20 protein-coding genes and 1 pseudogene are annotated in these 18,848 nt (G+C 64.5%); 8 read left to right on the plus strand and 13 right to left on the minus strand.

Features of this window, described 5'->3' with window-relative positions; translation table 11 throughout:
• Positions 1 to 78: 78 nt before the first annotated feature.
• Positions 79 to 1,023 carry an aldo/keto reductase gene (locus tag ACFO3Q_RS15355; protein ID WP_377005587.1) on the plus strand — a complete coding sequence of 315 codons (945 nt, stop codon included), beginning with the start codon at positions 79 to 81 and terminating at the stop codon, positions 1,021 to 1,023.
• Between the two features lie 352 nt (positions 1,024 to 1,375).
• On the opposite strand, the gene ACFO3Q_RS15360 is transcribed toward ACFO3Q_RS15355, so the two are convergent.
• The 5 genes from ACFO3Q_RS15360 to ACFO3Q_RS15380 form a co-directional block, all read right to left on the minus strand.
• Entirely contained in the window at positions 1,376 to 2,404 is a 1,029-nt protein-coding gene (locus ACFO3Q_RS15360) for a copper resistance protein B (protein WP_083536962.1), read from the minus strand.
• 17 nt (positions 2,405 to 2,421) lie between these two features.
• A complete protein-coding gene (locus ACFO3Q_RS15365; protein ID WP_377005583.1) occupies positions 2,422 to 4,209 on the minus strand; it encodes a copper resistance system multicopper oxidase in 1,788 nt (595 codons plus the stop codon).
• Positions 4,124 to 4,396: a twin-arginine translocation signal domain-containing protein gene (locus ACFO3Q_RS15370; protein ID WP_377005584.1), complete on the minus strand. Its 273-nt coding sequence runs from the start codon at positions 4,394 to 4,396 to the stop codon at positions 4,124 to 4,126. Before ACFO3Q_RS15370 ends, ACFO3Q_RS15365 begins: the two co-directional genes overlap by 86 nt.
• Positions 4,397 to 4,642: 246 nt before the next feature.
• Positions 4,643 to 5,116 (minus strand): Cu(I)-responsive transcriptional regulator, encoded by a 474-nt coding sequence (gene cueR / locus ACFO3Q_RS15375; RefSeq protein ID WP_296282915.1) that lies wholly within the window; start codon positions 5,114 to 5,116, stop codon positions 4,643 to 4,645.
• Entirely contained in the window at positions 5,113 to 7,680 is a 2,568-nt protein-coding gene (locus tag ACFO3Q_RS15380; protein ID WP_377005588.1) for a heavy metal translocating P-type ATPase, read from the minus strand. Before ACFO3Q_RS15380 ends, cueR begins: the two co-directional genes overlap by 4 nt.
• A 152-nt stretch (positions 7,681 to 7,832) precedes the next feature.
• Between ACFO3Q_RS15380 and ACFO3Q_RS15385 the strand changes: the two genes are divergently transcribed.
• Positions 7,833 to 8,036 carry a heavy-metal-associated domain-containing protein gene (locus ACFO3Q_RS15385; RefSeq protein ID WP_296282914.1) on the plus strand — a complete coding sequence of 68 codons (204 nt, stop codon included), beginning with the start codon at positions 7,833 to 7,835 and terminating at the stop codon, positions 8,034 to 8,036.
• 114 nt (positions 8,037 to 8,150) lie between these two features.
• Here ACFO3Q_RS15385 and ACFO3Q_RS15390 read toward each other — a convergent pair whose 3' ends face one another.
• From ACFO3Q_RS15390 to ACFO3Q_RS15410, 5 genes are read right to left on the minus strand one after another with little or no spacing between them, the layout of a single operon-like run.
• Entirely contained in the window at positions 8,151 to 8,534 is a 384-nt protein-coding gene (locus ACFO3Q_RS15390; RefSeq protein WP_066923461.1) for a DUF1622 domain-containing protein, read from the minus strand.
• A gap of 12 nt (positions 8,535 to 8,546) precedes the next feature.
• Positions 8,547 to 9,350: a multiheme c-type cytochrome gene (locus ACFO3Q_RS15395; RefSeq protein ID WP_014159572.1), complete on the minus strand. Its 804-nt coding sequence runs from the start codon at positions 9,348 to 9,350 to the stop codon at positions 8,547 to 8,549.
• A complete protein-coding gene (locus ACFO3Q_RS15400) occupies positions 9,347 to 10,036 on the minus strand; it encodes a hypothetical protein (protein WP_003292130.1) in 690 nt (229 codons plus the stop codon). The genes ACFO3Q_RS15395 and ACFO3Q_RS15400 overlap by 4 nt, the downstream gene beginning before the upstream one ends.
• Entirely contained in the window at positions 10,037 to 12,055 is a 2,019-nt protein-coding gene (locus ACFO3Q_RS15405) for a 2Fe-2S iron-sulfur cluster-binding protein (RefSeq protein WP_377005585.1), read from the minus strand.
• A gap of 14 nt (positions 12,056 to 12,069) precedes the next feature.
• On the minus strand, positions 12,070 to 12,597 hold the full coding sequence (locus ACFO3Q_RS15410; RefSeq protein ID WP_043290347.1) for a hypothetical protein: 528 nt from the start codon (positions 12,595 to 12,597) through the stop codon (positions 12,070 to 12,072).
• Between the two features lie 347 nt (positions 12,598 to 12,944).
• On the opposite strand from ACFO3Q_RS15410, the gene ACFO3Q_RS15415 reads away from it, so the two are divergent.
• A complete protein-coding gene (locus tag ACFO3Q_RS15415) occupies positions 12,945 to 13,316 on the plus strand; it encodes a hypothetical protein (RefSeq protein WP_066922034.1) in 372 nt (123 codons plus the stop codon).
• Between the two features lie 128 nt (positions 13,317 to 13,444).
• Here the strand turns inward: ACFO3Q_RS15415 and ACFO3Q_RS15420 are convergent, their stop codons facing one another.
• Entirely contained in the window at positions 13,445 to 13,936 is a 492-nt protein-coding gene (locus tag ACFO3Q_RS15420; RefSeq protein WP_014159568.1) for a DUF305 domain-containing protein, read from the minus strand.
• A gap of 214 nt (positions 13,937 to 14,150) precedes the next feature.
• On the opposite strand from ACFO3Q_RS15420, the gene ACFO3Q_RS15425 reads away from it, so the two are divergent.
• The 4 genes from ACFO3Q_RS15425 (at position 14,151) to ACFO3Q_RS15440 (ending at position 17,329) form a co-directional block, all read left to right on the plus strand.
• On the plus strand, positions 14,151 to 14,690 hold the full coding sequence (locus ACFO3Q_RS15425) for a DUF411 domain-containing protein (RefSeq protein WP_465251335.1): 540 nt from the start codon (positions 14,151 to 14,153) through the stop codon (positions 14,688 to 14,690).
• A gap of 173 nt (positions 14,691 to 14,863) precedes the next feature.
• Positions 14,864 to 15,247, plus strand: a complete 384-nt coding sequence (gene copC / locus ACFO3Q_RS15430; RefSeq protein ID WP_014159566.1) for a copper homeostasis periplasmic binding protein CopC — start codon at positions 14,864 to 14,866, stop codon at positions 15,245 to 15,247.
• A 21-nt stretch (positions 15,248 to 15,268) separates the two neighbouring features.
• Complete coding sequence (gene copD / locus ACFO3Q_RS15435; RefSeq protein WP_238527686.1) at positions 15,269 to 16,204, plus strand: copper homeostasis membrane protein CopD; 936 nt, start codon at positions 15,269 to 15,271, stop codon at positions 16,202 to 16,204.
• A gap of 234 nt (positions 16,205 to 16,438) precedes the next feature.
• Positions 16,439 to 17,329: a LysR family transcriptional regulator gene (locus ACFO3Q_RS15440; RefSeq protein ID WP_014159564.1), complete on the plus strand. Its 891-nt coding sequence runs from the start codon at positions 16,439 to 16,441 to the stop codon at positions 17,327 to 17,329.
• A gap of 19 nt (positions 17,330 to 17,348) precedes the next feature.
• Here the strand turns inward: ACFO3Q_RS15440 and ACFO3Q_RS15445 are convergent, their stop codons facing one another.
• The gene (locus ACFO3Q_RS15445) at positions 17,349 to 17,648 is read right to left on the minus strand and encodes a helix-turn-helix domain-containing protein (protein ID WP_066922036.1); all 300 of its coding nucleotides are present in this window, start codon (positions 17,646 to 17,648) and stop codon (positions 17,349 to 17,351) included.
• 122 nt (positions 17,649 to 17,770) lie between these two features.
• On the opposite strand from ACFO3Q_RS15445, the gene ACFO3Q_RS15450 reads away from it, so the two are divergent.
• Positions 17,771 to 18,343, plus strand: coding sequence for a LysR family substrate-binding domain-containing protein (locus tag ACFO3Q_RS15450; RefSeq protein WP_377005586.1), 573 nt, complete (start codon positions 17,771 to 17,773; stop codon positions 18,341 to 18,343).
• On the opposite strand, the pseudogene ACFO3Q_RS15455 reads toward ACFO3Q_RS15450, so the two are convergent.
• A pseudogene (locus tag ACFO3Q_RS15455) lies at positions 18,318 to 18,848 on the minus strand (hypothetical protein); the annotation flags it as partial. The gene ACFO3Q_RS15450 and the pseudogene ACFO3Q_RS15455 overlap by 26 nt on opposite strands.

An 18,848-nucleotide genomic window follows, 5' to 3' on the forward strand; every position in this document is an offset into this window, starting at 1 on the left:
GCCATGGCCGAGGAAGTCGCAGCGTTCTCTGCCAGTGTTGCACTTGATTCTTGAGACCAAGAAGTCTCCGCCCTCGGCCTGGGCTGCATGGGCATGACCGCCGTGTACGGCCCGGCCGCCGACAAGCAGGAGATGATCAAGCTCATCCATGCCGCCCACGACCGCGGCATCACCCTGTTCGACACCGCCGAGGCCTACGGTCCCTTCGCCAACGAGGAACTGGTCGGCGAGGCGCTGCAGCCGATCCGCGGCCAGGTGGTCATCGCCACCAAGTTCGGCTTCGACATCGACCCGGAGGCCGGCGAGCGCGGCCTCGGCACCGACAGCCGGCCCGAGCACATCGCGCGCGCGGTCGAGAAGATGCTGCAGCGCCTGCGCACCGACCATATCGACCTGCTGTACCAGCACCGCGTGGACCCGGCGGTACCGATCGAGGACGTGGCCGGCGCGGTCAAGGACCTGATCGCCGCAGGCAAGGTCAAGCATTTCGGCCTGTCCGAGGCCGGCGTGCAGACCATCCGCCGCGCCCACGCCGTGCAGCCGCTGACGGCGGTGCAGAGCGAGTACTCGCTGTTCTGGCGCGGGCCGGAACTGGAACTGTTGCCGCTGCTGGAGGAACTGGGCATCGGCTTCGTGCCGTTCAGCCCGCTCGGCGCCGGCTTCCTGACCGGCAAGATCACCGACAAGACCACGTTCGATCCGACCGATTTCCGCAACCACGTGCCACGTTTCTCCGTGGAAGCGCGCAAGGCCAACATGGCGCTGGTCAAGGTGGTCGAGTCCGTCGCCGGGCGCAACGGCGCCACGCCCGCCCAGGTCGCGCTGGCTTGGCTGCTGGCGCAGAAGCCCTGGGTCGTGCCGATTCCCGGCACCACCAAGCTCAATCGCCTGGAAGAGAACATCGGCGCGGTCACGCTCGACCTGAAGCCTCAGGACATCGCCCAGCTCAATGCCGAGGTTGCCAAGATCAAGGTGGAAGGCGAGCGCCTGCCGGAAGCAGCGCTCAAGATGACCGGCCTCTGATCTGAAGGGCCGGCGTCGCCGCCAGGCCGTCGCGGAGTGGCGGTGACGGCGTTTCGATGGCCGGCAGTGGGTGGCGGCAGACGATGCCGGGGCATCATCGCCGGGAAGAATACGGGCATGGCTTTCATCTCCAATGCCGAATCCGTGACCGTCCTGATCGTGGATGCCGACCGGCATCCACGACGGCATGGGTCGGAACCCGGCTCGGACATCGCCACCTATCTCGCACGCCACAACACGGACGTCGTGTTCGACCGGATCGCCTCGGACGGCTCGCCTGTCGCAGAAGCGATCCTAGAAGAAGGTAGCGCTTGGCCCCACCCCTGCCATCTTTCCAGCCCCGAGAGCTTCGTCAGAACCAGAAGCGCAGGCCGATCACCCACCGGTTGTCGGTTCTGGAATGACTGCTAAGCCCGCGCAGGTCCGACGTCTTGCCGAAACTCCATTCGCGCTCGAATCCCACGTAGGGCGCGAACTGCCGCGTGATCTCGTAACGCAAGCGGACGCCTCCCTCCACGGTACTCAGGCCCGCACCGATGACTTCCTCCGGATCGGTCTGCCCGAACCAATTGGCTTCGAGCCCCCAATTGGCGATCAACCGGTTGGTGAACAACATCTCATACTCGACCTCGACGATGGCCGCCGTCTCGCCGCCCTCTCCGACGTAGCCCGTTGCCGAGACCTCGAACTTGTAGGGCGCCAGACCCTGGACGCCGAACGCGGCCCAGTTGCGCGGCGTTCCGCCTCCACCGAAGTCACCAAAATCCCGGCGCACGCCGACCACGGCATCCCACCAGGGATGGATCGCGCGGCCGTACAAGGCTTCAATCCGCCCGCGCTGCAGGCTTTCGTCCAGCGCGTGACCCTTGGTTCGCAACCAGAGGCGGTTGAGGTCGCTGCCGACCCAACCGATCCCCTCCCAGGCGATCTCCCTGCCTTCATCCGTGTTCGCCCCTTCCAACTGGTCCATGAGCCAGAACGAGTTCAGGCTGGTGCCGTGCTTGTGGTAATCCTTCAGCAACGGGAACGCCGCCGAGCGATCGGCATCGGTGAGAGGAGGGATGGGTTCGCGTGGCAGGGCGGGGTTCCCCATCTCGGAATGGTCCATCTCGGAATGGTCCATCTGGGAGTGGTCGACCTGCGGACGGTCCTGTTGTCCATGATCCATCTGCGCGTGGTCGTCACCACTGCCGGCGTGCTCGGAATGGGTCTCCTGCGAACGCTTCGAATGATCCATGCCGGCATGGGGAGGCTGCGTCGTCGCATCTTCTTCCTGCCGGTCCGTCGTCGCACTTGACGTCGCAGGCTGGCCATGTCCGGCGTGCTGCGCGTAGGCGCCGACAGGGAGCGACAGGACGACGGCCAGCCCAGCCCACAGCATCGTTTTCGTTGGGCTCCTCATTCTTCGACCCTCACTTCCCGGAACATGCCCGATTCCATGTGGAAGAAGAGATGGCAGTGGTAGGCCCAACGCCCGAGCGCATCGGCCCGGACTCGGTAGCTGCGCTTCGTGCCCGGAGGCATGTCCACGGTGTGCTTGCGCAGATGGAAGTTGCCCTGTTCGTCTTCCAGGTCGCTCCACAGGCCGTGCAGGTGAATCGGATGCGCCATCATGGTGTCGTTCACCAGCACGATGCGCATGCGCTCGCCGTAGTTGAGGCGCAGCGGCTCGGCATCGGCGAACTTGATCCCGTCGAACGACCAGGCGAAACGCTCCATGTGCCCGGTCAGGTGCAGTTCGACCGTGCGGCCAGGCTCGCGCCCGTCGGGATCCGGGAACAGGCTCTTCAGGTCGGCATACGTCGCCACCTTGCGGCCGTTCCCGCGCAGGCCGATGCCCGGATCGGACAGTCGAGGCGCCGGCGTCATGGTCTGCATGTCGACCAGGGGGTTGCCGGTCTCGCTGGCCGGGTGCGCCTGCATCTGCATGCCTCCGGCCGGCGCGCCCTGCATGGCCGTGGCCGAGGCGCCGTGGCCGGCATGTGGATCGACAGATGCTGCGGCACCATGGCCAGCGTGTGGATCCGAAGCCGGTGTGGCGCCATGCCCGGCATGCGGATCGGCGGCGGCCGGCGTCGCGCCGTGTCCCGAATGCGCGGCGTGGTCGCCGTGTCCCATGTCGGCCATGGTCAGCAGCGGACGCGGATCGACCGCCGGCACCGGTGCACGCAGCCCTTCACGCACCGCCAGCGTGCCGCTGACGTAGCCGGTACGGGCACTGTCCTGGGCAAAGAGGGTGAAGGCGTCCTGGCCGGTCGGTTCGACGATCACGTCGAAGGTCTCGGCGGTGGCGATGCGGATCTCGTCCACCGTCAGCGGATGGACGTACTGGCCGTCGACCTCGACCACCGTCATCTTCAGGCCCGGGATGCGCACATCGAAGTAGCTCATCGCCGAGCCGTTGATGAAGCGCAGCCGGATCTTCTCGCCGCTGCGGAACAGGCCGGTCCAGTTGCCCAGCGAAGTGGTGCCGTTCATCAGGTAGGTGTAGGTGTGCGCGTTGACGTCCGACAGGTCGGTGGGCGTCATCCGCATGCGGCCCCAGGCCGCGCGGTCGCTCAGGGTCGCACGCAGCCCGTCGTTGCTTACGTCGCGGAAGAAGTCCCCTACCGTCCGCTGGTAGTAGTTGTCGTACTCCGACAACTTCTTCAGGCGGGCGAACAGACGCGCAGGATCCATGTCGGTCCAGTCGGACAGGAACACCACGTAGTCGCGGTCGTAGGAGAACGGCTCGGGTGCGATGGGATCGATGATCAGCGGCCCGTACATGCCGCCCTGTTCCTGGAAGCCGGAGTGGCTGTGGTACCAGTAGGTGCCGCCCTGGCGAACATCGAACTCGTACAGGTAGCTCTCGCCGCGGCCGATGCCATCGAAGCTGAGACCGGGCACACCATCCATGTTCGCCGGCAGCAGGATGCCGTGCCAGTGGATCGACGTGGAGTCACCGTGGATCGAGCCTGGGGGCAGGTCGTTGCGGACCCGCAGCTGCACCCGCGTGCCTTCGCGCCAGCGCAGGATCGGTGCGGGCACCGAACCGTTGACGGTGATGGCGGGCCGCGTCTTGCCCGTGTAGTTGACCGCGGTCTCGCCCACGCTCAGGTCAAACTGCGTGCCGGCGAGAACTTCGAGCTGGCCCGGAGAGCGTAGTGCCCAGCTTTGCTTCGGCCACAGCCCCAGGCCCAGCACCGCCCCCCCCCGCCGCCAACCCTTGAACGAACTGCCTTCGGGAAAGCAGGCGTTGTTCTTCGACGTTCGCACCTGAAGGTCTGGATCGCATGCATGATCTCCTATGATCGGTAGGGGCTGGCCGCAAGGGCGCCCGGTTCATCGCCACGATCCAGGCGATGGGAACCCGCGACGCCGGAGACGCCATCGTGGGGACGGATGCCGTTCAGCGTGCGCAAGACGAGCGCCGCGGCAGTGGCCGGAATTCCCAATGGATAAGGGACTCAGGAATCATGCAACGGTCGGGATCGAGCACATGGCCATGAAACTCGCGTCATCACGGCCAGCTTAGGAGGAGGTCACTTTCGCCGGGATGACCCGTCCATTACATTCCCGTCATTGCAATGTCATTCCCGCTCGGCCAGCGGGTCGCAAGACCTATCGCGGGTCCGTTCTACCTGCGCGGGATCTTGCGCTTCCGGACCCCAGGCTCATCGACCGCGCCACGTCGGCGTTTGGGTTCTCCCGCCGCCGCTGCCGATGGCTGTTCCAGATCGGCCAGGATCGGGCAATCGGGCCGATCGTCTCCCGAGCAGCCCATCACCAGTTGCTGGAGCGTGCCAGCCATCTCCTGCATGTCCGCGATCCGTTGCCGCAGATCTTCGATATGGCCCAGGGCGATGCGCTTGACGTCCGCACTGCGCCGGCGGCGGTTCCGCCAGAGCTGCAGCAGGCCATCGATCTCGGCGACGGAAAACCCCAGATCCCGCGCCCGCCGCACGAAGCGCAGTACGTGCACGTCGTTCTCTGTGTAGTTCCGGTAGCCTGCGTCCGTGCGGCTGGCCGCCGGGATCAAACCGGTCGCCTCGTAGTAGCGGATCATCTTGGCCGATACCCCTGAAGCGTTCGCTGCTTGACCGATGTTCACGTCATCCTCCTTTCGACCGACCCGGTCGCACCGTGGCCGGCGGACGCGACGGCCTCTCCCGAAACATCGGGCCGGCCAGTCACCGCGGACGCCACGGGCGGATGGAACCGCCGCAGCCTGAGGGCGTTGCCGAGGACGAAGACGCTCGACAACGCCATGGCGCCTGCCGCCAACACTGGCGAGAGCAGGACGCCGTAGGCCGGATAGAGCACGCCAGCGGCGACCGGGATCAGGGCGGCGTTGTAGCCGAACGCCCAGAACAGATTCTGCCGGATGTTGCGGATCGTCCCCTTCGACAGGGCGATGGCGTTGGGCACGCCCTTGAGGCTGCCCGACATCAGCACCACGTCGGCCGCCTCGATCGCGATGTCGGTGCCCGTGCCGATGGCGATGCCCACGTCGGCCTCGGCCAGGGCCGGCGCATCATTGATGCCGTCACCCACGAACACCAGATGGCCGTGAACGGCCCTGAGACGGCGCACCGTCTCGATCTTGCCTTTCGGAAGCACCTCGGCGACCACCTCGTCGATGCCGAGACGGCGGGCGATGGCCTCGGCTGTGCGCCGATTGTCGCCGGTGATCATGGCGACCTTGAGGCCCAGCGCGTGCAGCGCGGCGATGGCCTCGGGCGTGGTGTCCTTGATCGGATCGGCAACGGCGATGACGGCCGCGAGCTTTCCGTCGATCGCGGCGTAGAGCGGCGACTTGCCCTCGTCGCCCAGCCGCTCCGCGATACCGGAAAAGGTGGCCACATCCAGGCCCAGCCGGTGCATGTAACGGTCGGCGCCGATCTGGATACTCACTCCGTCCACCATCGCCTCGACGCCGAACCCGGTCTCGGACCTGAAGCCAGCGACCGCCGGCAAGGTCAGGCCTTGGGCTTGGGCGGCTTCTACGATGGCATGGCCGACGGGGTGTTCCGACTTCGCCTCGACGGCCGCGATCCGCGCCAGTACCTGCGCGCGATCGAAGCCTTCGGCCAGTTCCAGATCGGTGAGCACCGGCCGGCCTTCGGTCAGCGTGCCGGTCTTGTCCAGTGCGATGACCTTCGCATCCTTGATCCACTGCAAGGCTTCGCCCTTGCGGAACAACACGCCCATTTCGGCGCCGCGCCCGGTGCCGACCATGATCGACGTGGGCGTGGCCAGCCCCATGGCGCAGGGACAAGCGATGATCAGCACGGCGACGGCATTGACCAGCGCGAACGTCAGCGCCGGTGCCGGGCCGAAGGCGAGCCAGACGAGGAACGTCAGCAGCGCCACACCGATCACGACCGGGACGAACCACAACGTCACCTTGTCGACCAGTGCCTGGATCGGCAGCTTGGAGCCCTGCGCTTCCTCCACCATGCGGATGATCCGGGAGAGTACCGTGGCCTCGCCTACCGCGGTTGCACGGAAAGCCAGCGCGCCGTTCTGGTTGACCGTACCGCCGACCACCGCGCTGCCGGCGGTCTTTGCCACCGGCACCGGCTCGCCGGTGATCATGGACTCATCGACGTAGCTGTCGCCATCGATCACCTCGCCGTCGACCGGAACACGTTCGCCCGGTCGCACTTCGACAATATCCCCCGGCACGACGTTGCCGAAGGCGATCTCGGCCGTCTCCTCGTCACGGCGCACTCGCGCGGTCCGCGCCTGCAACCCAATCAGCCGCTGGATCGCCTGGGAGGCGCGCCCCCTGGCCCGCGCTTCCAGAAAGCGGCCGATGAGAATCAAAGTGACGATGACGGCCGCCGCCTCGTAGTAGACGTTGACCGCTTCCGCGGGCAACAGCGCAGGCATGAAGGTCGCAACCAGCGAGTAGGCGTAAGCCGCCAGGGTACCGACCGCGACCAGCGAGTTCATGTCCGGCGCCAGGCGGAACAGCGCGGGAAAGCCATGCTGGTAGAAGCGCCGGCCCGGCCCGAGGATCACCAGTGTCGTCAGCGCGAACTGGATGACCCAGTTCCACTGCATGCCGAGGGTGCGGTTGATCAGGTGATGCACGCCGGGAACGAGGTGCGCACCCATCTCCAGCACAACCACCGGCAAGGTCAGCGCGATGGACACGGCCACGGCGCGTTTCAGGGCCGCCTGCTCGGCGTCCTTGCGGACCGCGTCATCGGCCTCGCGCGAGGACGCCCGGTCGATCGGCCGCGCCGCGTATCCCGCGTCGTCGATGGCCTGGATCAGCAACCTGGCGTCCACACCCCCTTCCACGACTGCGCGCTCTGTCGCCAGGTTGACGCGTGCCGCCGTCACGCCGGGGACGGTACGCAGTGCGCGCTCCACACGTCCGACGCAGGACGCGCAGGTCATGCCCTCGATGGCGAGTTCGGTCTTGATGATCGGAACCGCATAGCCCGCCCTCTCGATGGCCCGGGCCAGTGTCCGGTGGTCGGCCGGTGCCACGGTCTGCACGTCGGCCCATCCGGATGCGGGATCGACGCTCGCACCGTGAACGCCGGGGACGGCCCTCAGTGCCTGCTCGATCCGGCCGGCGCAGGAAGTGCCGCGCATTCCCGCGATGGGTAGGCGCACCGCCTCCAGTCGGAGGGAGGCGTCTTGTGAAGGGGAATCCATGTTCATCTCGCCGGTACGATGGGGTCGATGGCCGAGTCTGTGGCTTACCACGGTGGGAAGGTCAACGCTTGCGCGGCCGGCCTGTGAACCCTTGACCTTCCAACGATGGCAAGGTCCATGATAGCCGTACGCAAACCAACAGGAGTTGTCCCATGCAGACGTTCCACATCCAGAACATGACTTGCGGCGGCTGCGTCCGAGGCGTCACGCGCGCCATCCAGTCCGTCGACCCGGCTGCGCGGGTTCACGCCGATGTTCCTGCCCGACGGGTGCAGGTCGTCTCCAACCAGCCCCGTGAGATCGTCGAGGCCACACTGACCAAGTCCGGCTACCAGGCGGTTTGGATCGCTCCGTGAAGCACCGCCTGGCGGCCTCGTTCAGGCCTCGTTGATCGTCAGGGTCAAGCGACCAGGTTCTCGGCCAGTGCGGTCGTCGGACGAAGCCGTTCTTGAACTGACCGGCCCGACCACTCAGTTGCAGGTACTCGGGTGGTCGGGCGGGGAGGGTCGATTGCGCCGCCACGACCATCCTCTCTCGATCTCGATTTGAAGTGCGACGCTCAAAAAGGTTCGGATCAGCACGATCAGCGCAAGGATCGCGACGCCCTGCAGCGAGGGATCGATCGTAACGGTTCGGATGATGTCGGCGGCCACGAGAAATTCCAGGCCCAGTACGATCGCGCCGCCGAGCTCCTGCCGCAGGGAGTGATATCGCGCCGTCAGTTCGAACCCCTTGTGGATGAAGGCGAATCGGCCGCAAGCCAACACGCTGCCCAGGGTGATGACCCCGACGCCGAACAACTCGAATCCCGCGACCGCGATCCCGATCGCCGCATGTGGCAAATCAGCGCTCATCGGCATATCCGGTCAATGGTGATCGTAGATCCCTACACCCCGGATGTCGTTCCATGAAGTGGTCTGGTGGCAGAGATAGCACTGCTCAGGTTCCGCATTCCTGACACCCGCTATCGGCTTGGACATCATTCCGAAGTGCTCCTTGTAGTGGCTGAGCGGCGCGAGGTGGCACTGGCCGCACTCGGTGGAACTCGGCGGTGGATGCCGGTACTCGGCAATCGACCATGTGGTCGTGCCGTGGCATGTCGCGCAGTCGTTTCCGAAGACCTGGACGTGCGGGTCGGTGGTCTTGTGGCAGCTCGCACAGTCCAGCAGCGTCTCCTTGTAAGTCATGCCGTTGGCAAGCGAGAGGTTGCCCGGCAGCGCCTCGGGCCGGTGTGCCTTGAGGTGCGCGAGCAGCACCGCCCCCTCATGACCCTCCGGGGCCCGATCGAGCCATCGCACGATGATGTCGGTCAAAGCCGCATGGTCCATACCACGCAGGCTGCGGCCGGCGTCGTGTTCCTTGTGGCAGGCCACGCAGTTGTTCGAGCCGGCGATGTCGGCATGGAATGCCGTCGGTTGTCGCTGGACCAGGACGGTCTCGTTTGCATGGCAGGCCACGCAAGTCGCGTCCTCCACGCCCTTCACCGGCGTGTGGCACGCCGCACAGTCCTCTTTGAGAAACGCATGTGCGCTGGACAGGGGGCCCGGAGAGGCCATGTTCTGCCACGTCGCGGCGCGCTGCATTTGCGGAAGGTATGTCCACAGTGCGACTGCCGACACCGGCGCCAGGACCGCGAGCAGCGCGGCGAGGATCTTTCCCTTTCGACTCATCTGAACCAGCGCAACCCGAAGTAGATGCCAGCCCAGATATGCAACGCCAGCAGAAGATAGAAGATGATCGAGAACGCGATGTGTGCCGACAGCCAGGCGTTGAACAGCCTGCGCACCCGCTCCTGGAACTGGATCGAGTACTGCAGATCGGCGGCGGCGGATGCCAGTGGCAGCAGTTCGGCGCTGGCCTTGGGCGTACCGGCAACGCCCGCTGTTGGTCCTTGCGCGTAGGCCCAGTACTGCCCATCCAGAAGGCGCCACAGCCCGTCGATCTGCGCCTTCTTCTCGCGGATGTTCTCCGCGACGTAGCGCAGGTAATGCTGGCCGATGAACCCAGTGAGCACGCTCAGCAGCATCGATGCCGTCAGCGCGACGCCGAGCGCACTCTGGAACTTGTGCCCGCTATGGAGGATGGCCAACAGCGCGCCTACCAAGCCGAAATAGACGTGCGCCTGCAGCAATGCGCCGAAGCCATGCTTCCTGGTGAATGCGCGGCGCAGCGTAGCGCTGCGCTTGATTACGGTGTAGGTGAGCGGGACGAGCATGAACGCCGCGCCTACGACGCCGAACACGCCACCCAGGAGGCTTCCGGCGAAGAAGGAAGAGCGGTGCACCAGGAAACCCAGCCACAGGACCACCAGCATCGAGAAGATGATCGTCGCGATGATGCGATCCTGGTTGCGCATCTACGCATCCACCGAGATATCGGCCGACGCTTTCGCCTGGCAGGCCAGGATCACGCCCGAGGAACGATCGAGTGGCGTCAGGCTGTCGTCCACGTCCATGGTGACCTCGCCCGACAGCAGCTTGATCTTGCAGAGGCCGCAGTAACCCTGCCGGCAGGCATATTCGATCGGAACGCCGACCTCTTCGGCGGCCTCGAGAACGGTCTGGCCGGCCGCCAGCGGCGCCTTTTTTCCGGACCGCTCGAAGCTGCAGGTGACGGCCGTCGCCGTGTCGCCCGCCGACACCTCCGGGCCGGGAGGCACTGTCCTGGAGGGGCTCAGGAACAGCTCGGAATGAACCGACGCCAGGTCGATGCCCAGCTTGCCCAGTTCGTTGCGGACCGCGTCCATCATCACCGGCGGACCGCACAAGTGGATGCGGCGCGAACGGATCTGCGGAATCTGCCCCAGCAGTTCGGCGGTGATGAACCCACGCGGGCCGGTCCATGCCGCCGATGACTCGTCGCTCAGCACGATGGACACATGCAGGTTCGGATGCCGGCGGGCGAGTTGGTTCAGCTCGTCGCGGAAGATCACGCTTTCCAGGTCCTTGCAGGCGTAGACCAGGTCGATCCGGCCGTTCCAGCTCTGGTCGGTCAGGTAGCGGATGGAACTCATCAGCGGCGTGATGCCGACGCCGCCGCCCAGGAACACGACACTGTCGGACTCGACGCCGCGGAAGGTGAAGCGGCCGTAGGGGCCGGACGCATCGAGGAGATCGCCTTCCTTCACCTGCTCGTGGAGGTAACCCGAGACGATGCCGCCGCTTTCGTGCTTGACCGTCAGGTCGCACCAGCCGTGGCAGCATGGCGATGAAGCGATCGAATACGAGCGCTTGACCTGGTTCCCGCCTGAATGCACCGAAAGCGTGAGGAACTGGCCGGGCTCGAACTCGAACGGCAGCGCACCCACGCCCTCCACTGGCGCCAGCCGAAACGTCTTGACCTTGGGCGTCTCCTGGAAGACGCGTGCGACCCGCAGCTTGCCCACCCAGCCGCCCATGGTGGACACGGGTGCGCGTGCCTGCGGCTCGCCCTCGGCCGGCACGCCCGGAGACACGGGCGCCGCGGGGGCCGGCGCCACACCGGAACGAGGCGCAGCGGCGGGGGCCGGAGGCACCGGTGCCCCGGTGCGCAACGTGGCGAGGACCGCATTCGTGCGTCGGGTTCGCGCCACGTACATCCAGGCGGCCAGCAGCGCAAAGGCCAGCAGCAACGCCATCGTGAAGTAGTGGAAGCCCGACAGGCCGAAGACGCCGTGCGCCGGGGCCGTGGTCAGGGGATCGGTCAGGTTCATCTCGCGCCGGAACCACGCCAGCGCGATCCCCCGCGGCGCCTGTCCTTCGGCCAGTGCGCGGTAGGCCGACAAGCCGCTGTCGAATTCGCCCCAGGCCACGCGCATGCGGTCGGATGCTTCCTGCAGGCCGCCGTAGTCGTTGCGCTGGACCGCGTGCGACGCCTCCGACGACAGGGACGCCAATAGCTGGATCCCTTCGTGCATCCGGTGGTGGGCGAGCTGCTCAACGCTCGCGCGCCGCTCCGGCGGTAGATCCGGCAGCGCCATCAGCTGCGGATACAGCAGCTTGTTGAGGCGCCGATCCCGACCGCACTCGTCTCCGCGGCAGCCGCGCATCATGTCGTCCATCATGCCGCCCATGGAACCGGCCATCGATGCACCACTCGAAGCCGGCATGCTGGCAGTCGCGTCCGGGTGATGCGCGGCGTGATCGTCATCGCCCGCCGATGCGTCAGCCGGCGGCGTGGTGCCCATCGGCATACCAGCCATCGAGCCGCTGTCCCGGGCCGATGACGTGCCGGCAGCGTCCGGCTGCGCAGCCGTCGTGCCGCCGGTCTTGTCTGGCGGATGGGCTGCGTGTGGATCAGCAGCCGACTGAGCGCCGGCCGCTCCATGAGCCAGCAGCATCGCCAGCGTGGCCAGGGCGGCGACTCGCTTCCACCCCACGAAGCCTTCCGTCAGCACCGCGGCGGCCTCCGCTACATATGGCCCATCTTCTTCTTGGCCATGCCCCCGCCCATGCTCGAATCCATCTTCTGCATGGTGGCGTCGACCTTCTGCATCTGCATCTCGCAGTGCTCCATGTCCTCCTTCATCTGCTGCATGTGCTGCATCGTGGCGGGCATGTCCATGTCCTTATGCGCGGAGGCATCGCCAGCCTTCATCGCCATGGCCTGCTGATGCATCTGCATGCTGCCTTCCTGCATCTGTCGGCCCATGGCCTCCATGGCTTGCCCCCGTTCGCGCATCATGGCTGCCATCTCCTCCATGTGCGTGGCCATGGCATCGGGCGTTGCGGGCGCATTCTGAGAAGCAGGGGACTTCGGATCGGTAGGGTGCGCCGCTGGAGCGTGAGGTGCCGCCGGGGTGCTGGCGGGCTGCTGCCCCATGGCGCCCGGCATGGCATCCTTCTTGTGCATGTCATCATCAGCCAGTGCCGCGCCAGCGAGCGCGACACCCAGGATGCAGACCATGACAAGTGACGGCCGACGATAGTGCTGCTTCATGACAACCTCCGATAAGTAGGCGGCGGTTCCCCTCGGGAACCGATGAGCGCAACGCGCTCACGAAGAAACCGACCCGCGTGCGTGGTCGGTTCGTTCGTCCACCGTACGTGCGGCAAGCTGTCGATGGCATGACCCCGACATTACGATGCCGCAATCTCCTCGTAATACGACGCCGGCACTGGAGGAAGGTCCTACCGGAAGAAAGTGCCACTTCGGATGCCACTCTGTTCGCGTTCAAGAAGTGACAAGGTGATTACGCAAATGTAATGACTGGGTCATTCAGCTGAAAGCAGGCCCTTCCTAGGCTGATATCGGGCGTTCCTCCCCTCCGCCACCAGGAGATTGTCATGAAATCCATCAAAGCGTCGTGGGTCATTTTGTTGTGTGCGATGTTCGCAGTAGCCGTTCCGGTCTACGCGCAGCAGCCCACCGAAGAACCGATCGTGAAGCTGCTCAACGATATGGCGGACAAGCCGGAGAATCATCTGGCCATCGCCGCGTACTACCGCACGCTGGCCGGCGACGCGCTGGCTGAAGCCGAGAAGCACAAGGCGATGCGCAACACCTATCGGCACGACCACCAGAAGTTCAAGTCTGGAGCTGCCACGGGGCAGTCGATGGCACGGCACTGTGACCGGCTGACCAAGCTCCAGGAAGAGACCGCCGCAGAGTACGAGGCGCTTGCAAAGCTCCATGAAGCTGAGGCGGCAGCGAAATAACAGCCAGACGGTTAGACGTCAAATACCCCGCTCCACCGATCGACGGGAGCGGGGTATTTTTGCTCCATAGACGCCAACCTTGGAAGGAGCATGGCTGGCGCCAAGGCGAAGATGAAGGCGAAGCAGCGTTAACGGGAACGCTCTGAGAGCAACTGCTTCATCTGAGCGATCTCCTGCGTTTGGGAGGCAATGATGTCCTGGCATAGCTTGGCCAGTTCGGGATCCTTGAGGCGGTTCTCCTCACACATCAGGATCGCTCCCGCGTGATGCGGAATCATGGAGCGTATGAACTGCCGGTCTGTGACGGCAGCCTGGCTGCGAATGCCCCACCAACAGAACAGCATGAATACCACCGCCGCGCCGGCAAGGATCAGGTTTCGCCGACGATCCGGGTACATTCCGGACATGAGCCACAACTCAATGAGCAGCATGGGAGAGGCCATCAGGCCTGCCATGTAGAACTGATTGATGTTGTTGTAGACATTGGCCCACTGATCGACCATGGAATACATCAAGGCGTACATGGCCAAGAAGGAGAGCGCCATCATCAACAGCAAACGGCCATAGTGGCCCTGATGTTGCGGCTGGGCGTTCTCGTGCTTTCCGTGCGAAGTGGACATCACGATCTCCGTGAGAACTCGGAGCGAGTCTATACCCGCCCCCTGATAACGGGAGGTGACCACCAGATCGAGCCCACTTCACGGCGCCAGCGACGCTCATCTGCACACGCTCAGACCGACCCAAAAAACGGCGTCATTTTCATGACGGGAATGTAATGAACGGGTCACCTGTCTGACAGTGGCGGCTCTGCATGCTCCGAGCAGGACCATGGCGATGATTCCGCATATCCAAAGCATGTGGTCACCGAATCCGAGATCCGTAGCAAAGTCGTCGAACATGAAAAGTTCAAGCACAAAGCACCGTCACTTGTCAGCAGTCGTGGTTCTGCTGGCCATGGCTGTCACAGGTATGGCGGCAGCCTCCGAGCTGGTCGCCGACGTCTGGAAAGATCCCAACTGCGGCTGCTGCAAGGTGTGGGTGGATCACCTGAAGGAAGCGGGCATCACTGTGCGCGTCTTCAACACAGGAAACACCGGCGCACGCGCACGCCTCGGCATCCCAGCAAAGCTGGGCTCCTGTCATACGGCCAAGATCAATGGCTACGTGATCGAGGGTCATGTGCCGGCAGCCGACATCCAGCGTCTGCTCAGGGAGAAGCCGAAGGCGGTTGGCCTGGCCGTGCCCGGCATGCCTTTGGGATCGCCGGGTATGGACGGACCGGTCTACGGCAACCGCGTGATGGCCTACGACGTGCTGCTGGTACAGGCCGATGGAAGCACCAGCGTGTACCAGTCGTACCCCGGATCGCAGTAAGCAGCCCGCGGAGGCACGGCATAAGCGGCTCGGCTCTGCGAGCCAGTACAGCGGCAATTCGGCGTCGGTGCCGTCGGGCACCATGCTCGGCCGGTATCCGCTAAGCCTCCACAGTCGATGCGACGAGAAGTTTTCGCGTATTGATTCTAGGTAACCCATAACGGAGAACAACTATGAGCAACATCAGCACTCGCGCCATTCGCTCTTTTACACTCGGCATCGGCCTCGCGGTCAGCCTCCTGTCGGCCTCGTTCGCCTATGCGCACGCCACATTGGTTCAGTCCACGCCGGCGGCCAATGCGGTCGTGGCGTCTCCTCAGCAGATCGACCTCATGTTCAACGAGACGCTCGTGCCGCGTGCTTCACGCCTGGAGCTGGCAATGATCCACGGCAACTCGACCATGCCGATCGAGCATCTGGAGATCGAGGTCATCGGCAAGACGTTGCGCGCCAAGCTGCATCATCCGCTGGAAGCCGGTACTTATCGCGTACAGTACCGCGCCGTCGGGCCGGATAATCACCCGATGACGGGGGACTTCAGCTTTACCGTCGGCTGAGGCACCGCCGACTTGTCGAGCGTGCCCGCCTATGCCTTGCGGTTCGTCCAGTACCTGGACCTCATGCTGCTGTTCGGCCTTCCGCTGTTCTCGTGGTATGGCCTGCGCCGATCGGTGCCTGGCGGAGACCCGTGGTTGCCCCTGACTAGGTCCGCGCTCTCCGGGGCACTTCTGGTCAGCGCCGTGTTCGGTGTGGCGCTGACCGGTATCGACGTCGTCTTCAAGACGACGGAGATCATGGGGATGCCGGTCACCGAACTCGACCGCGCATCGCTTGGCTGGTACCTGTTCGAGACCGCCGCTGGCCGAGCCGCACTGGCACGGACCGCAGTGCTGGTCGTGCTGATAGCCTTTCTTGGTTGGCAGTCGCGTCGCGAAGAGCGCTCCTTCTTCTCGCCTCTGGTGGCCGCGCTTGCCGGATGTGCGCTACTCACACTGGCGTGGAACGGTCACGCGGCTGCGGGAGAAGGCGCGTCCGGCGTGCTGCGACTGGCCGCGGGCATCGCCCACCTGCTTGCGGCTGGCGGCTGGATCGGCGCCATCGCGGCCTTCCTGATTATCCTCTCGCGTCGCAGCGCATCCGCCAGGAGCGCCCCCCTGCAAGTGCTCCACCAGACGCTGCAGGACTTCTCAGGTCCCGGCACCGTCTTCGTCGGCATCCTTGTGGTCACCGGCGTCCTGCACTACGGCGACCTCACGGGTTGGTCCGTGGTGCCCTTGTTCCACAGCGTTCATGGCAAGCTGCTGCTGGTCAAGCTGGCGTTGTTCGCCGCCATGTTGGGACTGGCCGCACTTCATCGCTGGCGCGTGGTACCCAGATTGGAAGGTGAAGTTCTCGCTGGCGGTGGTTCGCGCTCGCTGCAGACACTTCGCCTCACCGTAACCATCGAGGCAACACTCGCTGTTCTGATCATTGCCGCTGTGTCCATCCTCGGCACCCTCAATCCACATGGGTGACCCGATGCCGACCCTAAAGATTGGGCTTCCCCGATCTATGAAGATCCGCGCGTTCGAAAGCATCTCGGGAAGGTCCTCGCTTCGCATTGCCAAGAGTGCCATCGAAGATCAAGCCAACTGGATTTCTAGCCCGGCCATTGGCGTTGGCTCATTGACCTAAGGGGAGCAGGCCCCATGGGTTGCAGTCCCGTCTTCGTTGGCGTCGAAGCACATGAATCACAAGGAGAGTGATCTATGGAGCTTCGACATCTGCGCTGCTTCATAGTCCTGGCTGAAGAACTGCATTTCACGCGCGCGGCCGACCGTCTGCACATCGAACAGTCACCGCTTTCTCGCATCATCAAAGAACTGGAAGACGAGCTCGGCGTCCTGCTGTTCACCCGTGACCGGCGAGGAACCCAACTAACCCAGGCGGGGGCCGTGTTCCTGCAGGACGTCCGCAGGGTATTCACGATGCTGGAGCAGGCATGCGAGAACGCCAAGGCTGTTTCGGCAGGCTTTCGAGGTAGTCTGCGTATTGCGGTCTCCGATGGTGCTGTGGACCCGCGACTGTCGGCGTTCCTGGCGCGTTGTCGCGAGGAGGAGCCAGAAATCGAGATACGGCTCTCCGAAGTGCCACTGGTGGAGCAACTGCGCGGACTGCGATCCGGTGACTTCAAGATCGGATTCGCACACACGGCGGAAGTCGGAGACGGCATCGTCGCCGAACCGATCTGGCGCGACCCGCTCGTGGTTGCCGTTCCCGCGCGCCATCCCCTCTTGGTCCACAAGGAAGTTCCGCTCGATGAGTTGGTCAGTTACCCGCTTATCCTATGCAACCAGCACATTTGCGAAGGCTACTGCAGGGCGTTGACCCAATTGCTCCGACCACTGAAGCGAGAGCCCAACGTCGTCGAGCGGGTGACTTCTCTGGAAATGATGCTCACCTTGGTCGGGGCCGGCTACGGCGTTGGCTTCACCACCGCGCCCAGAATCGGACTTTCCCGCCATCCCGACGTTGTGATGCGGCCGTTAGCGATGGATTCGGCGATGCTGACGACCTACCTACTCAGGCTGGACAGCGACGAGCCTACAGCTGCATTGGAACGGCTCATCGCCCGGCTGCCTGTCCAGCTGAACTACTGAGGAGGACACTGGTACGGCGCTACGTTCTCAGCTTCGAAGCCGCGCGCAGATTGCTTTCCGTAGCCACCATCAGGTCAGCGGCGCTGATCTTCAACGCTATGGCGATCTTAAGGATCAGGGCAAGCGTCGGCATGTGCTCACCCCGCTCGATCTTGCCCATGTGGGAACGCTCGATCTCAGCCAAGGACGCAAGCTCCTCCTGCGCTATCCCTTGCTCCAGTCGAGCAGCGCGCACTGCCTTTCCGAACGCCGATGCTGGTTCAGGCTCATAAGTGGTCGTGCCAGCCGGTCGGCCTCGTTGGACAGTACGCTTCTGCATCAGCAAAAGCGTCGAATATTGCTCTGACTTAAACCACGTTAAATTTAACTCTTCCTATGCTGCGAGCCTTGTTTCCCCGGCCATAACTGAGGACAGCCATGCGCGGCTCACCCCCATCCTCGGTGCTCAAGCTCGGCATATCGTCCGGCGTCCCCTCGTCCCGGTTAGCGGCACTGCTCGCGCTACATCGCGCGAAAGAGCCCGAGACGCCTGTCTCGATGGAGGAAGTCACGTCGTCGCCGGACCTCATTGAGGGCGTGAAGAACGGCCGCTACGACATCGGGTTGGTGGCGACGACGACACCCGCCGACGACGCGCCGCTTTGGCGTGAAGAGTTGGCGGTCGCGGTGCCCGATCGCTCCCCCTTGCTCCGCTATGCCGCGATCCCCCTTGGGGCACTCCTATCCTATCCCTTGTTTCAGTATTGCCCCCTGGCCTGCGAAGTGCTGTTCGGTCAAGAGTGGCCCGTTCTTTACGGGGTCACGTCGTATGAATTGATGACCGTGATGGTGTCGGCCGGCTACGGGGTGGGCATCGCCCCCCGTTCACGCATCGAACAGTCCCGGAGCTGGGGTGTTGTGATGCGACCGTTGGCGGACGGCTCCTACTGGATCGGAACGCACATGTTCCGATCCGAGCGGAACGACTCGCCCGCCATCGAGCGTTTCGTCAAGCGAGCGCAGACGATCGCGTAGTGCCACCCTCCCGACGAGGGAGGGGGCCGTCGATCTGCTGGATGAGCAGTGCGCGACGCACTACCTGTACGGCCATTTCCAACGTCTCCAGCGTCACCGCCTCGATCGGCGACTGGCCGCCGAATTCGTCGTAGGGCTGCGTTAGTGCGTGGTAGATCTCCCAGGGGTCCACGCCGCGAGCCGTCTGCTTGAGGATGGTCTGGACCAGGCGACGCTTGAGCGGGTCGAGCTGCCAGTCCGGCACACGCTGCCCCCGGTTGCCCAGGCTGATCGACAGCAAGTTGCCCGCCGTGACTTCGTAGGTGATCCAGCGCCGCGACTTGCCGGCGAGCTTGGCGTAGTCGGCGACGGACAGGTTGTGGGGCGACTCCAGGATGTCGAGCAGGATCATCCGCTCGCGCTGGACGTTCGAGATGGTCGGTTCCGTCTTGGGAGCGCGCACCGCGGGTTCTACCCCGAAATCACGGACGGTTGTAAAAGGGCTGAGAACTTCTGGTCTTGCCTG

This window comes from Coralloluteibacterium thermophilum, assembly GCF_042654365.1.
Lineage (GTDB): Bacteria > Pseudomonadota > Gammaproteobacteria > Xanthomonadales > Xanthomonadaceae > Coralloluteibacterium > Coralloluteibacterium thermophilum.